Source organism: Pseudomonas sp. PDM21 (assembly GCF_014852505.2).
Taxonomy (GTDB): domain Bacteria; phylum Pseudomonadota; class Gammaproteobacteria; order Pseudomonadales; family Pseudomonadaceae; genus Pseudomonas.
On sequence record NZ_CM181223.1, the window covers coordinates 5913587 to 5927833 of the forward strand.

Below are 14247 nucleotides of genomic sequence, written 5' to 3' on the forward strand. Positions count from 1 at the left end.
GCTCCCGCTCATGGCGAGGGATTGCGTAGTGCAATGGTGCTGCTCATCACCAGACGCAGCCTTCGCTCCGCGCTCGGCGGGAGGGTACGGCCGTCAAACTGCAGCGCCGTCGGCGCCTGGTCGACCTCGCGAGTCTGGCTCTGCAGCAACAGGCTGACGCGCACCGTGCGCACCCGACGCCAGTCGCTGGCGGTCATGTCCCGCGCTGCCTTGTAGGCCGCCACCGCCTCACTGCCCGCCCCTGCTATGCCATAGCGCAGGCTTATGCCAGCAACGCCATTCACCAGCTCTTCGGTGTTCGGCTTGAAGGAGGTCTGGCTGTTGTCCGTCACGAAAAGCCCCGGCGTTCCGTCGACACCACGACCGATCCAGTAAATCGCGTAGCGGTACGGGTAAACCCGCGTCGCGGCAGCCAGGAAGTACTCCAGCGAACGCCCCGTCAGCAGGCTCACCGCGCTCCCGGCATTGCGCAGCAGCAGGCAGGACTGCTGATCACTGAGCAGATAGAAGGCCCCGGCAACCGCACTCGATGAGGTGAGCAGCACTCGGTTTGCGCTGATCGAACGTGCCTCGAGAGCGGGGTCGGACGCAAAGCGCAGCAGCACGGCGTCGGTGTTCGCCAGACGCCCGGAAGGCACCCAGGCGGACGCCGACATGCCCGAGCCATACCCTTCGATGGGCGAGCGCTCCAGGGCGTACTGCGCGTCATTGATGCCACTGGCATTGACCATTCCACGGGTACAGGCGCCTGTGAACCCGGCGTTTCGCAGGTCCCGAGCCATGGCCTCCAGCGCGAAGCGACCGCTCTCCTGCAACTCGGCCAGCGCGACGCTGTTCTGATAGCTGCGTTTGCTGCCGAGAACGACCTGAATGACACCCGTCAGCAGGAGCAAGCCGAGAGCCATGGCCACCAGCAACTCGACCAGCGAAAGACCGCGCTGGTGCATATCAGAGGCCCGCCCGGTAGGTGAAGGTTTCCCAGGCATTGCCGACCTCCCCCAGGCGCTCGCGAGCCCGTCGATCACTCCAGCGCACGACAATCAGCGCGCTGTACTGGCCGCCACTGTGGGCCACCTGCACCAAGCCGCTCCCCGTTCCACCGAGCGTCTCGCAGACATCAGCCTGCCACTGGCCGAGATCGAGTTGCGCCCGCGTCGAGCCAGCGCTTTTCGGGCATCCGGCGGCCACGTCGAGGAAGTTCGTGTCGTAGGCGCCAGCGCGGGCCGCATCGGGATTCGCGCGCAGCAGGTCAGCCATCTCGCTGGCCAGCCAGGACGCCTGGGAGCGCTGCAGCGCGCTGTAGCCGGCGCTGATACCGACGTTCTGCAGTCCGGCCAACCCCAGCAGGCCAACGCCGAGGATCAGCACCGAGACCAGTACTTCCACCAGGGTGAATCCTTCGCTGAGCTTGCCACCAGCCATGTTGATCGCCTTGCCGCTGAAGAATGAGCTTCAAGGGTGCAAGGCGCAGCGCGGGGCGGTCAGCCAGACATTTGCTGGGAGATCGAAGGGAAAAGTCCGCCAGCCGGAGAGGATCAGGCGTGCAGCTAGGAAGGCGTCCGAAGTACCGCGCCACTCATCCGCGCCGGGGCACCATCGGTCCCGGCGAGGCTGTTCGCGCTCGGAAAAAGAAAAGGCCACCTTGCGGTGGCCCTTGCTGGAGCGGGAGCCGTCAGCTGTTCGCCGACTGCTGGACGATCACCGTCTGTGCCGGCATCGGTGCCGGGAAGTCGGTGCCCAGGGCCTCCTTGATGGTGCGATTGGTGTCGAAGTAGACCTGCCAGTAGTTGTCGTTGTGGCAGTACGGACGCACTGCCAGCACCGGGCCGACGAGGTTGAACTCGAGGATTTCCACATCCACCGGCGGGTCGGTCAGCACATTGGGGATCGCCGCGATGCGCTGTTTGAGCACCGCGACAGCAGCTGCGTAGTCGGCGGCGCCGGAGAGCTGCGCCTTGAGCTCCACGCGGCGGAAGGTGTTATGGCTGAAGTTCTGGATGGTGTCGCTGAAGATCTTGTTGTTGCCCACCAGGGTCAGGACGTTGTCCGGGGTGTTGATGGCGGTGGCGAACAGGCCGATCTCCTTCACGGTGCCGGTCACGCCGCCGGCGGAGACGAAGTCGCCGACCTTGAACGGCCGCAGCACAATGATGAAGCCACCGGCCGCGAGGTTCGCCAGCAGGCCCGACCAGGCCATGCCGATGGCCAGGCCGATCGCGGCGATCAGTGCGGCGAGGCTGGTGGTCTGCACGCCGAAGTAGCCAAGGATGCCGACGACCAGGAGGATGTTCAGGGTGACGGTGATGAAGGAGCCGACGTAGCGCAGCACCGTCGGATCGACGCTCTGCCTGGCCAGGGCCTTCTCCACCAACCCGACGGCGAAGCCGATCAGCCAGCGGCCGAGTACCCAGAAGAGGATGGCGACGATGATCTTCACACCGAATGCGAGCGCGTACTGCGAAACCGTCGCCCACAGTGCGTTGATCTTCTCCGTACCCACATTGATGATGTTCGTATCTTCCATGGAAGCGCACCTGCGAGAGAAAGGGACCAGATGAACGCTAGCACGGCCCCAGCCGTTTGCTCGTCGCAGCGCGCAGCCCAGAGCCCTGGCGGGCTCCGGGCGCTATTGCACTAGCAGTCGCCGGGCAGCGAGGTGATCCAGCGATTGAGCATTTCCAGCCCCTCGCGGTGCACCAGGGTGCGACCCAGCTCGGGCATCATGTCGCCCGGCTTGTCGCTGCCGACCCGGTAGCTGAGCACGGACTTCTCCGGGCTGCCGGGGTGGATGTCCTCCAGCCTCCCGCCGGTGCCGCCGCCCGCTGCCACCGGCGGTTTGCAGATGCCGTAGGCGATGGAGACCGGCGTGTGTGGGTCGAGATAGAGGCCCGACGTGCGCGCCGCGCCCTTGGGGTTATGGCAGTGCGAGCAGTTGGCGTCGAGGTAGCTGCGGGCCTGTTTCTCCAGGTCTTCGCCGGGACGCGGATGCCCCCACAGCGCGTTCTGCGGCACCTGTGCCAGCGCCGGCAGTCCCTTGAGGAAGCCGCGCGCCTGCCAGTGCTGCAACTGGTTGTCGCTACCTTCGGCGTAGCCGAAGTCCTTGTTCAGGTGCCGCGCCTTGGGCCCCAGCGGCGCGATGCCGCCGCCCTTCTGCTCGGCGTGGCATTCGGAGCACTGGTTGGCGTCCGGCACCATGTAGGTGAAGGCGGTCTTCTTGCCGTCCTCGCCGGTCAGCTCCAGCGCCGGGCTGTCACCAGCAACCTCCAGGGTCGCTTCGCTCTGGTCGGCATTCCACACATAGGGCAGCGCCGCCCAGCCGTCCTTCTGCCGCACCAGCACGCGGGTTTCCACCAGATGAACCCTGGCCATGTCGAGTCCGGCCTTCGGATCACGGTCATCCTGGCTGTTCTGCAGCAGGTTGCCCTGTGCGTCCTTCGGGTAATAGAAGGTCTTGGTCAGGACCGTGCCGACGGGGTAGTCGAAGCGGTCCTCGGCGTACTGCGCCGACTCTCCTTCAGGCATCCATACGGTGCGCAGTTTGTGTGCGTAGTCGGTGAACAGCGAGGTGTTCAGGTCATAGGGCAGCACCTCGGCGGCCGGCGCCAGGTGGCCGTCCGCCAGGTGCAGCATGCCCCAGCCACTGAGCTTTTCCGGATAGTCGTCACCCTCTGGCTGATAACGCGGCTTGCTCTCCTGCCCGCACCCGGCCACCAAGGTGACCAGGGCGAGCGACAACAGGAACGAAGCGGGTTTCATCATGCCTTGTTGCCCTTTTCACCCAGACCGGCCTGCTCGATCTTCGGCAGCGGCTTGAGCTTGCACTGGTGCGAGCTGATGTCGGTGCTGATGTTCTTGTAGCCATTGGGGCCGTCGACGTTGACGATGCCGGCGCTGCCGTTGTCGATGCAGATGGCCAGGGCTTCAGGCAGCTTGCCGTCGACCAGTTTCTTCTCGTTGAAGTAGCCGTCCCAGAGGATGTCCGGCAGGCGCCCGGTGAGGCCGAACTTGGCGACCTTGAGTGCTTTCAGCTCCAGGTGGTCGGGGCTGTCGCCACCGGGGCCGAAGGTGTTGCCGTGGATGAAGATGCCTTCGGGATAGGGGTCGAAGTTGGGCTGCGTGGCCTTCTCCGAATAGTTGGTGCTGAAGTAGCTGCTGATGATGACGTTGGCGGTTTTGTGGTTGCCGATCTTGTTGTTGAAGATCTCCACATCGTCGTTGGAGTTCACCACCACGCCCGAGCCCGCCGGCACGCTGGCCACCGGCGTGCCCTTGTGGCCGAAGTTCTCGTGGTTGTTGCCCTGCACGTCGTTGTCGAAGACGCGGGTGCCGCGCCCCGGTTGCTGCAGGTTGGGCATGTTGAAGACGAGGATGCCGCCGGTGTTGTCGGTGGCGACGTTGTTGTAGACGTCGGCGCCGATGGTGTTCTCGATCTCGATGCCGGCGACGTTGCGCTCGGCGCGGTTGTTGCGCACCACCACGTTGCGCGACTGGCCGACGTAGATGCCCGAGTCAGAGGCGCCGATGGCGACGTTGCCTTCGAGCAGAGTGTTCTCGGTCTGCACCGGGTAGATGCCGTAGCCGCCGTTCTCGGTGGAGGCGCCGTTGGTCCACTCGGTGCGGATGTTGCGGATGACGATGTTCTTGCCGCCGATGACCTTCAGGCCGTCGCCCTTGGTGTCCTCGATGGCGAGGTTCTCCAGGGTGAAGTCGGAGGCGTCGACGAACAGCCCTTCGGCGCCGGCCTTCTGGTTCTTGAAGTTGAGGATAGTCTTGTCCATCCCGGCGCCGCGGATGGTCACGCCGTCCACCTTGAGGCTGAGGCTGCGGTCCAGGTGGTAGGTGCCGGCGGGAATGTCGATGACATCGCCGGCCTTGGCCTTGATCAGGCGGGCCTGCAGGTCCTTCTGGAAGTCGCTGCTGACGGCGGCGGTGGGCTTGTCGCCTTCGCCGCAGGCGGCCAGGGCAATGGAAAATGCGAGAAGGGAAAGGGTGGCGAGACGCATGGCGGGCTCCGGTCTTGTTCTTATGATATGGAACTATCGTACCAACTAAAGCCGAGAATACTCCTACATCCCGCGCCACGCCAGCCCTTCGGACACATCGCACTTTGATTGATTGGCGTCACTGCTTCGCGGTGGCGGATCGGGATGATCTGCGCGTCCACCCCAAGGAGTACACGGATGAGCTTCATGCCCTGGAACGAAGAGTTCGTGATCGGTATCGAGCGGATCGATGAACAGCACCGTTGGCTGGTCGACCTCACCAACGCGCTGTACGACAGCCTCAATGGCCCGGATGGCGAGGGCCAGCCCATCGGCGACCTGCTGGAGCAACTGGTGGAGTACACGATGAATCACTTCATCGTCGAGGAGGTGTTGTTCCAGCGCCTGGGCTACCCCGAGGAGGAAGCGCACCGCGCCGAGCACGACCGCTTCAACCGGCAGATCATCGACCTGCTGTACCGCCATGAGGATGGCGAGGTGGTCTCGGTCGAGGCGCTGGAGCTGCTCAAGGCCTGGCTGATCCACCATATCCTGAAGGTGGACAAGGCTTACGTGAGCTTCTTCATGCAAAAAGGCGTGACCGCATAGCGGGCACGCCTTTTTTCACAGCACGGGCAGACGGATCAGCGCGGGATATTCGGCTGCCGCTTGGTGGTGCGTTTCTTGCCCTTGGCGTAGCCGGTGGCCTTGCCTTCCTCGGCCTTGTTCCACGGCTTGGAGCCATTGCTGGCGCGCGGCGGCAGGCCGGTGTGCTGGGTCAGCAGCGGCTGGCCGGCCTTCTTGCTGCCGGCCGGGGTGGAGTTCTTGCGGCGCGCACTCTGGTACTCGTCGGTCTGCGGCTGGTAGGTCGGGATCAGGTGGTGCTTGCCGTTGCCGATCAGGTCCGCGCGGCCCATGCGCTCCAGCGCTTCGCGCAGCATCGGCCAGCCCTTCGGGTCGTGGTAGCGCAGGAAGGCCTTGTGCAGGCGGCGCTGCTGGTCGCTCTTGACGATGGTCACGCTGTCGCTCTTGTAGGTGACCTTGCGCAGCGGGTTCTTACCCGAGTGGTACATGGCGGTCGCGCTGGCCATGGGTGAGGGATAGAACGCCTGCACCTGGTCCGCGCGGAAGCCGTTGCGCTTGAGCCACAGGGCGAGGTTCATCATGTCCTCGTCGGTGGTGCCCGGATGCGCCGCGATGAAGTAAGGGATCAGGTACTGCTCCTTGCCCGCCTCCTTGGAGAACTTCTCGAACATGCGCTTGAAGGTGTCGTAGGTGCCGATGCCCGGCTTCATCATCTTCGACAGCGGGCCTTCCTCGGTGTGCTCCGGGGCGATCTTCAGGTAGCCGCCGACGTGGTGCGTCACCAGTTCCTTGACGTACTCGGGCGACTGCACGGCGAGGTCGTAGCGCAGGCCGGAGGCGATCAGGATCTTCTTCACGCCCGGCAGGGCGCGGGCCTTGCGGTACAGCTCGATGAGCGAGGAGTGGTCGGTGTTGAGGTTCTCGCAGATGCCCGGCCACACGCAGGACGGCTTGCGGCAGTGACGCTCGATCTCCGGGTCCTTGCAGGCGATGCGGTACATGTTGGCGGTCGGGCCGCCGAGGTCGGAGACCACACCGGTGAAGCCCGGCACCTTACGCATCTCCTCGATCTCGGCGAGGATCGACTCGTGGGAACGGTTCTGGATGATCCGCCCCTCGTGCTCGGTGATCGAGCAGAAGGTGCAGCCACCGAAGCAGCCACGCATGATGTTCACCGAGAAACGGATCATCTCGTAGGCAGGGATCTTCTCCTTGCCGTACAGCGGGTGCGGCACGCGCGCGTAGGGCATGCCGAACACGTAGTCCATTTCCTCGGTGCTCATCGGAATGGGCGGCGGGTTGAACCACACGTCCACCTCGCCATGCTTCTGCACCAGGGCGCGGGCGTTGCCCGGGTTGGTCTCCAGGTGCAGCACGCGGTTGGCGTGGGCGTAGAGCACCGCGTCGCTGCGCACCTTCTCGAACGACGGCAGGCGGATCACCGTGCGATCGCGCTCCAGGCGCGGGTGTGCTAGCAACTGCACGACCTTGGCTTCGTTCGGGTCTTCCTGCTCGCCCTTTTCCTGCTCGATGGCGCAGGCGGCGGTGTCCTGGGTGTTCACGTACGGGTTGATGATCTTGTCGACCTTGCCCGGACGATCGATGCGGGTGGAGTCCACCTCGAACCAGCCTTCGGGAGTGTCGCGACGCACGAAGGCGGTGCCGCGCACGTCGGTGATCTGCTCGACCAGTTGGCCGGCAGCCAGGCGCTGGGCGATCTCCACCACGGCGCGTTCGGCGTTGCCGTACAGCAGGATGTCGGCGGTAGCGTCCATCAGGATGGAGCGGCGCACCTTGTCCTGCCAGTAGTCGTAGTGGGCGATGCGGCGCAGCGAAGCCTCGATGCCGCCGAGGATCACCGGGGTCTGGCTGTAAGCTTCCTTGCAGCGCTGGCTGTAGACCAGGCTGGCGCGATCCGGGCGCTTGCCGGCCAGGCCGCCCGGCGTATAGGCGTCATCGCTGCGGATCTTCTTGTCCGCGGTGTAGCGGTTGATCATCGAGTCCATGTTGCCCGCCGCCACGCCGAAGAACAGGTTCGGCTGGCCGAGCTTCATGAAGTCGTCTTTCGAGCGCCAGTCCGGCTGGGCAATGATGCCCACGCGGAAGCCCTGGGCTTCCAGCAGGCGGCCGATGATGGCCATGCCGAACGACGGATGGTCAACGTAGGCATCCCCGGTGACGATGATGATGTCGCAGGAATCCCAACCCAGCTGATCCATCTCTTCCTTGCTCATGGGCAGGAACGGCGCCGGGCCGAAACACTCGGCCCAGAACTTGGGATAGTCGAACAACGGCTTGGCGGCTTGCATCACGGGCACCGGGGTATCTCTAAGTAGGTATCGCGGAAAAACGCGGGCGCGGAATATAGCACAAAAAGTGTACAACACCCGACCAGTGAGCTCAGATTTAACTGGGATTTAGCCGGCGCACGGTAGATTGCAAGTGCCATCATCTGGCTATACTCCAGCCACTATCCGCAGTCAGCCTGGCCACCCCTCCCAGGCCAGGGAGTACCTGTCGTGCGTCGTGCCTTCGTGCTGTTGCTTACCCTGCTGTTCTGCCACACGGCGCTAGCCTTCGAACTGGACGACAAGGCCAGCGGCGCCTGGCTCAACGATCATCTCGAACTGCTGCAGGAGCGTGAAGGCCCGCTGTCGCTGGAAGCCGTGCAGGCCAGCCGCGACTTCGTGCCTGCCAACGGCCGCACCAGTGTCGGCCAGAGCCCCGACGGCTGGTGGCTGCGCCTGGACCTCGACCGCCGCACCACCCCGCAGGGTGGCTGGTGGCTGGAAGTGGACGCGGTCAACCTCAAGGATTTTCGTCTCTACGTACCCGACGAACGGGGTGTCTACCGGGAAACGCTGTCCGGCGAGGCCGTGCCCTTCGCCCAGGGACGCGACCGCGACTACCGCCGCCCGGTCTTCCACCTGCCCGAAGGTAGCGGCCCGGTGCGCATCTATGCCCGCGTCTACGACCCGGCCGGCAACTCCTTTCCGCTGCGCATCTGGTCGCTGGACGACCTGCAGGACCATCGCGCCGATACCAGCCTGTTCCTCGGCTTCATCTATGGCCTGATCGCCGCGCTGCTGCTGTACAACCTGTTCATCCTGCTGACCCTGCGCGACCCGGCGTACTTCTGGTATGTGCTGACCACCGCCAGCGCACTGCTGTTCAGCCTGGGGATGAGCGGCCACGGCTTCGAGTACTTCTGGCCGGACCATCCGGTGCCCTGGTGGCTGGACCGCATCACCCTGCCCTCGCTCTGGGGCCTGTGCGTGCATCGCTTCACCATCACCCTGCTGCAGACCCGCCGCCATGTGCTCTGGTCGCACTGGCTGCTGAACCTGAACTGCGCGCTGTATGTGCTGACCATCGTCCTCGGCGCGCTGCACCTGCGTGGCGTGGCGGGCTGGATGCTGGTGGCGATCACCCTGATCGGCGTACCGGCGGCGCTCGGCGGCGCTCTGGTGCGCTGGCGCCAGGGGTCGTTCCCAGCCTTTCTCTACCTGCTGGGCTTCGGCCTGGTGCTGACCAGCGTGAGCATTTCGGTGATGCGCGCCACCGGCGTGGTGCAGCCCTCGCCGCTGACCTCGTACATCTTCCCCATTGCCGTGGCCATGGAGTCGGTGCTGTTCTCCTTCGCCCTCACCTCGCGCATCCAGGGTCTCAAGCGCGAGCGCGCCCAGGCCCTGGAACAGGCCGACCGCGAGAAAAGCGCGCGCCTGACGCTGATGCAGAGCGCCCAGCAGGACCTGGCGACCGCCGTGGCCGAGCGCACCGCCGAACTCACCCAGAGCAACCAGTTACTGCGCGAGCGTGAAGTGCAGCTGCAGCACGCCGCGCACTACGACCCGCTGACCGGCCTGCCGAACCGCCGCTACCTGGTGGAACACGCCGAGCACGCTCTGGCCAATGCGCAACAGAACGGCGAGACGCTGGCGCTGATGCTGATCGACCTCGACCACTTCAAGCCGATCAACGACAGTCACGGCCACGACGCCGGCGACTTCATGCTGCAGAACGTCGGCAATCGCCTTCGTCAATGTGTGCGCGGCAGCGACTGCGTGGCGCGCCTGGGCGGTGACGAGTTCGCAGCGCTGATCTCCGGCCCGGATGCCGAGGGCCACGCCAAGGAGATCGCCTGCCGCATCCTCAACGAACTGTCACGCCCGGTGAGGTTCGAAACGCTGGAATTGCGCGTCACGCCGAGCATCGGCGTGGCCATCTACCCCAGCCATGCGATGCAATTCAGCAAGCTCTACAAGGCCGCCGACCAGGCACTCTACGAAGTGAAGGGCAATGGCCGGGCAGCCTACGCCATGGCCTGCGAAGCCGCCGGCGAGACCAACGAGCTCTGGCCGGAAAAAGAATGGCTGGAGAGCGAAGACCGCGCCTGATCAGTTGCGGTAGCGGCGCGGCACGCGAGCAGTGACCTTGGTCAGCAGCTCGTAACCGATGGTCCCGGCATGGGCCGCCACTTCATCCACAGGCAGGTTGGCGCCCCACAGCTCGACGCGATCGCCCACGGCGGCATTGGGCAGGTCGGTCAGGTCCACCGCCAGCATGTCCATGGACACGCGCCCAGCCAGTACCGTGCGCTGGCCATCCACCAGCACCGGCGTGCCACTCGGCGCGTGGCGCGGATAACCATCGGCATACCCGCAGCTCACGGTGCCGATGCGCGAAGGCCGCTCGGCCACCCAGGTCGCTCCGTAACCAACACTCTCACCGACCGCTACCTCGCGCACCGCAATCAGCTGCGCTTCGAGACTCATGGCCGGGCGCAGGCCCAGCTCGGCAGCGCCGATATCGGCAAAGGGCGTGGCACCGTAGAGCATGATGCCGGGGCGAATCCAATCCATGTGCGCGGCGGGAATGGTCAGCACCGCGGCGGAGTTGGCCAGCGAGCGCAGGTCGAAATCCAGGTCCAGCACACTGAGGAAGCAGGCCACCTGGTCTTCGGTCAGCTCGTCGCCGCGCAGGTCGGCGTTGGCGAAGTGGCTCATCAGGTTCAGCTCGGCCACCTGCGGCGCCTGGCGCAGGCGCGGCTGCCAGTCACGCAGCGCTTCGGGCGAGAAGCCCAGGCGGTGCATGCCGGTATCCAGCTTCATCCACACATTCAGCGCGCTGGGCAACTGCGCAGCGAGCAGCGCCTGGGCCTGCTCGGGGCCTTGCACCGCGACGTCCAGGCGTAGCTGGGCGGCGATCAGGTATTCCGACGGCTCGAAGCAGCCCTCCAGCAACAGGATGCGGGCGCCGGCGTGCAGCGCGCGCACCTCTGCAGCCTCCTCCAGGCAGGCCACCGCAAAACCGTCAGCCTCATCGTGCAGCACGCTCACCACCTCCCGTGCGCCATGCCCGTATGCGTTCGCCTTGACCACCGCGAAGGCTTCACGCCCAGGCGCGCAGCGCTTGGCGACGGCGTAGTTGTGGCGAATGGCGGCTAGATCGACGTGGGCGACGAGCGGGCGCATGGCTGTCTCTGCAATGAAAACGGGCGCCTATCTTAAGGCGCCCGTCGGTCACGCGGAATGCGGCATCGTTACTCGTCTTCGAAGTTGTACATGCCGGGGGCGAGGTTCTCGAAGCGGCTATAGCGGCCGAGGAAGGCCACCCGCACGGTGCCGATGGGGCCGTTACGCTGCTTGCCGAGGATGATCTCGGCGACGCCCTTGAACTCGGTCTCGGGGTGATACACCTCGTCGCGGTAGACGAACATGATCACGTCGGCGTCCTGCTCGATCGCTCCGGATTCACGCAGGTCGGAGTTCACCGGACGTTTGTTGGGGCGCTGTTCCAGCGAGCGGTTGAGCTGGGAAAGTGCCACCACGGGGCAGTTGAATTCCTTTGCCAGTGCCTTGAGCGAGCGGGAAATCTCGGAGATCTCGTTGGTCCGGTTGTCGCCGGCGGAACCGGGGATCTGCATCAACTGCAGGTAGTCGACCATGATCATGCCGATCTCGCCGTGCTCGCGGGAGAGGCGGCGGGTACGCGCACGCATTTCCGAGGGCGAGATGCCGGCGGTGTCATCGATGAACAGCTTGCGGTCGCTGAGCAGGTTCACCGCCGAGGTCAGGCGCGGCCAATCCTCGTCGTCCAGCTTGCCGGTACGCACCTTGGTCTGGTCGATGCGGCCGAGCGAGGCGAGCATACGCATCACGATGGAATCGGAGGGCATCTCCAGGGAGTACACCAGGATCGCCTTGTCGCTGCGCATCAGGGCGTTCTCCACCAGGTTCATGGCGAAGGTGGTCTTGCCCATCGACGGACGGCCGGCAACGATGATCAGGTCGGACGGCTGCAGGCCGCTGGTCTTCTCGTCGAGGTCGGTGAAGCCGGTGGTGATGCCGGTCAGCGCATCCGAGGTGTTGAACAGGTGGTCGATGCGGTCGATGGTCTTGACCAGGATGTCGCCGATGCCCACCGGGCCGCCGGTCTTGGGGCGCGCTTCGGCGATCTCGAAGATCCGCCGCTCGGCTTCGTCGAGCACTTCGTTGGCGCTGCGCCCCTCGGGGTTGAAGGCACTGTCGGCGATATCGCTGCTGATGCCGATCAGCTGCCGCAACGTGGCGCGCTCGCGGATGATGTTCGCGTAGGCCTTGATGTTCGCTACCGAGGGCGTGTTCTTCGCAAGCTCGGCGAGGTACGCGAGGCCGCCCACCTGGGACAGCTGCCCTTCGCGCTCGAGCATCTCGGACAGGGTCACCACGTCGATCGGCTGGTTGGCTTCGGCGAGCTTGTAGACGGCGCGGAAGATCAGGCGATGGTCATGGCGGTAGAAGTCGCCATCGGACACGGCGTCGGAGACGCGCTCCCATGCATTGTTGTCGAGCATCAGGCCACCCAGCACCGCCTGTTCGGCTTCGATCGAGTGCGGCGGCACCTTGAGGGAAGCGGTCTGCAGGTCGTATTGCTCGGGGATGGTGATGTCGTTCATGGGCTCTTCGTGTTGTGTGAAACGGCGGAAAAACAAAGGGCACGGACCGAGGATCGGTACCGTGCCCATTGTTATTGGACTGATTCACCCAGGCAAGCCGTGTGAATCGTCCTAGCGACGGATCGCTTACTCGGCGACTACAACCACGTGCAGGGTTGCATCAACATCCATGTGCAGTTGCACTTCGATGTTGTATTCGCCTACAGCGCGCAGGGCGCCGTCGGGCAGGCGAACTTCGCTCTTTTCCAGCGGGTAGCCGGCAGCCGAAACGGCGTCGGCGATGTCGCGGGTGCCGATCGAACCGAACAGCTTGCCTTCGTCGCCAGCGTGGGCGCCGATGGTCACGATCAGTTCGGCCAGTTGGGCAGCACGAGCTTCAGCAGCAGCTTTTTTCTCAGCAGCGGCTTTTTCCAGCTCTGCACGGCGCTCTTCGAAAGCAGCGACGTTGGCAGCGGTGGCAGCGGTGGCTTTGCCCTGCGGCAGCAGGTAGTTACGAGCGTAACCGCCCTTTACGTTCAGCTTGTCGCCCAGGTTGCCCAGTTTGGCGATCTTTTCCAGCAGGATGACTTCCATTTGAGTCTTACCTCTTAACTTTTAACCTTCACCGTTCGCAGCTTTCTGGCGCTTGGCCAGGCGACCGCGAAAATCAAACAGACTGTCGACTACGGCGACAAGACAGATCACATTGCCCAGTACGAATACCAGCAGGTACAGCGGTGCCAGCCAGAAGCCCGGAAGCTTCTTCAGCGCGGCCAGGCCGTGCCCCAGTGCGATCCCGGCGAACAGCAGCGGGATCATGCACAGCGGCGCCAGCATGGTGGCCGCGGGACCTGCGAAGGGCAGAGCCACAACGCCGACCAGCAGCGCCAAAGCCGTGCCCGGCGACAAGCGCAGTGCGCGGAACTCGCGGCCAAACCCTTCCGGGTTGAACAGTACTGCTTGCCAATAACGCGCCAGCATCAGGCACAACAGGCTGATCGTCTGCAGCGAGGCTGCCATCAGGCCGGTGATGGTCGGGACCATCTCCGCCTGCAGGGCGGCCATCTGTTCCGGCGAAAGCTTGGCTTCGGCCAGAACCTGCGGCAGGGCCTTGCCGAATGCATCGGCCAGACCTTCGACCAACCCGGCCGACACCGTGCTGAGCAGCAGCACGAACACCGCACCGAGCACAACGCTCGCCAGCATCACCTGATTCCAGGACACCTTGCTGCGCAGAACCTGCGCCAGCACGGCACTACCCACCAGAACCAGACTCACGCTGGGGTCACCCAGGTACCACCAGGCCAGTGCCGGAAGCAGCGCCCAGGCCAGGATGCCAAAGGCATCGCTGGGACCACGGCGCAACAGCACCAGACTGCCTGCTGCGGCACCGAGCCAGAACAAAGGCTGCAGTACCGCGGCTGCGACGACCACCAGGGTCGCCTGCATGCGGCCTCGCATGACAAATTCAGCCAATGCGCGCATGCGATCTATCCATCAATTCCAGTCGACTGCCCGATCAACGGCCGTGGCTGTCGGTGTAGGGAAGCAGGGCCAGGTAGCGGGCGCGCTTGATAGCGGTCGCCAGCTGACGCTGGTACTTGGCCTTGGTGCCGGTGATACGGCTCGGAACGATCTTGCCGGTTTCGGAAACGTAGGCCTTCAGGGTGTTGAGATCCTTGTAATCGATCTCTTTCACGCCTTCAGCGGTGAAACGGCAGAACTTACGACGACGGAAGAAACGTGCCATGTGTGTGGCTCCTC

13 protein-coding genes are annotated in these 14247 nt (G+C 64.6%); 2 read left to right on the forward strand and 11 right to left on the reverse strand.

Annotated elements, in window-relative coordinates:
* Positions 1-8: 8 nt before the first annotated feature.
* The 5 genes from IB275_RS27360 to IB275_RS27380 all read right to left on the reverse strand — a co-directional run bounded on the left by IB275_RS27360 (position 9) and on the right by IB275_RS27380 (position 5003).
* Positions 9-947: a PilW family protein gene (locus IB275_RS27360; RefSeq protein ID WP_192292953.1), complete on the reverse strand. Its 939-nt coding sequence runs from the start codon at positions 945-947 to the stop codon at positions 9-11.
* Between the two features lies 1 nt (position 948).
* Positions 949-1422, reverse strand: coding sequence for a type IV pilus modification protein PilV (gene pilV / locus IB275_RS27365; protein ID WP_192292955.1), 474 nt, complete (start codon positions 1420-1422; stop codon positions 949-951).
* Positions 1423-1672: 250 nt separating this feature from the next.
* Complete coding sequence (locus tag IB275_RS27370) at positions 1673-2524, reverse strand: mechanosensitive ion channel family protein (protein ID WP_081515548.1); 852 nt, start codon at positions 2522-2524, stop codon at positions 1673-1675.
* Positions 2525-2634: 110 nt separating this feature from the next.
* Positions 2635-3759 carry an SO2930 family diheme c-type cytochrome gene (locus IB275_RS27375; RefSeq protein WP_412548190.1) on the reverse strand — a complete coding sequence of 375 codons (1125 nt, stop codon included), beginning with the start codon at positions 3757-3759 and terminating at the stop codon, positions 2635-2637.
* Entirely contained in the window at positions 3756-5003 is a 1248-nt protein-coding gene (locus IB275_RS27380) for a parallel beta-helix domain-containing protein (RefSeq protein ID WP_192292957.1), read from the reverse strand. The genes IB275_RS27375 and IB275_RS27380 overlap by 4 nt, the downstream gene beginning before the upstream one ends.
* Before the next feature lie 177 nt (positions 5004-5180).
* Here IB275_RS27380 and IB275_RS27385 point away from each other — a divergent pair, with 177 nt between their 5' ends.
* The gene (locus IB275_RS27385; RefSeq protein ID WP_192292959.1) at positions 5181-5591 is read left to right on the forward strand and encodes a bacteriohemerythrin; all 411 of its coding nucleotides are present in this window, start codon (positions 5181-5183) and stop codon (positions 5589-5591) included.
* Between the two features lie 35 nt (positions 5592-5626).
* Here the strand turns inward: IB275_RS27385 and IB275_RS27390 are convergent, their stop codons facing one another.
* The gene (locus IB275_RS27390; RefSeq protein WP_192292961.1) at positions 5627-7876 is read right to left on the reverse strand and encodes a YgiQ family radical SAM protein; all 2250 of its coding nucleotides are present in this window, start codon (positions 7874-7876) and stop codon (positions 5627-5629) included.
* A 210-nt stretch (positions 7877-8086) separates the two neighbouring features.
* On the opposite strand from IB275_RS27390, the gene IB275_RS27395 reads away from it, so the two are divergent.
* Positions 8087-9964 (forward strand): diguanylate cyclase domain-containing protein, encoded by a 1878-nt coding sequence (locus tag IB275_RS27395; protein ID WP_192292971.1) that lies wholly within the window; start codon positions 8087-8089, stop codon positions 9962-9964.
* Here the strand turns inward: IB275_RS27395 and alr are convergent, their stop codons facing one another.
* From alr to rpsR, 5 genes are all read right to left on the reverse strand, one after another.
* Positions 9965-11041 carry an alanine racemase gene (alr, locus tag IB275_RS27400; protein ID WP_192292973.1) on the reverse strand — a complete coding sequence of 359 codons (1077 nt, stop codon included), beginning with the start codon at positions 11039-11041 and terminating at the stop codon, positions 9965-9967. It abuts the gene before it with no gap.
* A 68-nt stretch (positions 11042-11109) separates the two neighbouring features.
* Complete coding sequence (gene dnaB, locus IB275_RS27405; protein ID WP_081515541.1) at positions 11110-12504, reverse strand: replicative DNA helicase; 1395 nt, start codon at positions 12502-12504, stop codon at positions 11110-11112.
* A 126-nt stretch (positions 12505-12630) separates the two neighbouring features.
* Entirely contained in the window at positions 12631-13077 is a 447-nt protein-coding gene (rplI, locus tag IB275_RS27410; RefSeq protein WP_015479134.1) for a 50S ribosomal protein L9, read from the reverse strand.
* A gap of 21 nt (positions 13078-13098) precedes the next feature.
* On the reverse strand, positions 13099-13968 hold the full coding sequence (locus IB275_RS27415) for a hypothetical protein (RefSeq protein ID WP_192292975.1): 870 nt from the start codon (positions 13966-13968) through the stop codon (positions 13099-13101).
* A gap of 34 nt (positions 13969-14002) precedes the next feature.
* Positions 14003-14233 (reverse strand): 30S ribosomal protein S18, encoded by a 231-nt coding sequence (rpsR, locus tag IB275_RS27420; protein WP_003095634.1) that lies wholly within the window; start codon positions 14231-14233, stop codon positions 14003-14005.
* Positions 14234-14247: the final 14 nt, after the last annotated feature.

What these genes read in the sequence shown, in the direction of transcription:
- IB275_RS27360 (WP_192292953.1), bottom strand. Translation starts at nt 947, where the DNA reads ATGCACCAGCGCGGTCTTTCGCTGGTCGAGTTGCTGGTGGCCATGGCT.
- pilV (WP_192292955.1), bottom strand. Translation starts at nt 1,422, where the DNA reads ATGGCTGGTGGCAAGCTCAGCGAAGGATTCACCCTGGTGGAAGTACTG.
- IB275_RS27370 (WP_081515548.1), bottom strand. Translation starts at nt 2,524, where the DNA reads ATGGAAGATACGAACATCATCAATGTGGGTACGGAGAAGATCAACGCA.
- IB275_RS27375 (WP_412548190.1), bottom strand. Translation starts at nt 3,759, where the DNA reads ATGATGAAACCCGCTTCGTTCCTGTTGTCGCTCGCCCTGGTCACCTTG.
- IB275_RS27380 (WP_192292957.1), bottom strand. Translation starts at nt 5,003, where the DNA reads ATGCGTCTCGCCACCCTTTCCCTTCTCGCATTTTCCATTGCCCTGGCC.
- IB275_RS27385 (WP_192292959.1), top strand. Translation starts at nt 5,181, where the DNA reads ATGAGCTTCATGCCCTGGAACGAAGAGTTCGTGATCGGTATCGAGCGG.
- IB275_RS27390 (WP_192292961.1), bottom strand. Translation starts at nt 7,876, where the DNA reads ATGCAAGCCGCCAAGCCGTTGTTCGACTATCCCAAGTTCTGGGCCGAG.
- alr (WP_192292973.1), bottom strand. Translation starts at nt 11,041, where the DNA reads ATGCGCCCGCTCGTCGCCCACGTCGATCTAGCCGCCATTCGCCACAAC.
- dnaB (WP_081515541.1), bottom strand. Translation starts at nt 12,504, where the DNA reads ATGAACGACATCACCATCCCCGAGCAATACGACCTGCAGACCGCTTCC.
- rplI (WP_015479134.1), bottom strand. Translation starts at nt 13,077, where the DNA reads ATGGAAGTCATCCTGCTGGAAAAGATCGCCAAACTGGGCAACCTGGGC.
- IB275_RS27415 (WP_192292975.1), bottom strand. Translation starts at nt 13,968, where the DNA reads ATGCGCGCATTGGCTGAATTTGTCATGCGAGGCCGCATGCAGGCGACC.
- rpsR (WP_003095634.1), bottom strand. Translation starts at nt 14,233, where the DNA reads ATGGCACGTTTCTTCCGTCGTCGTAAGTTCTGCCGTTTCACCGCTGAA.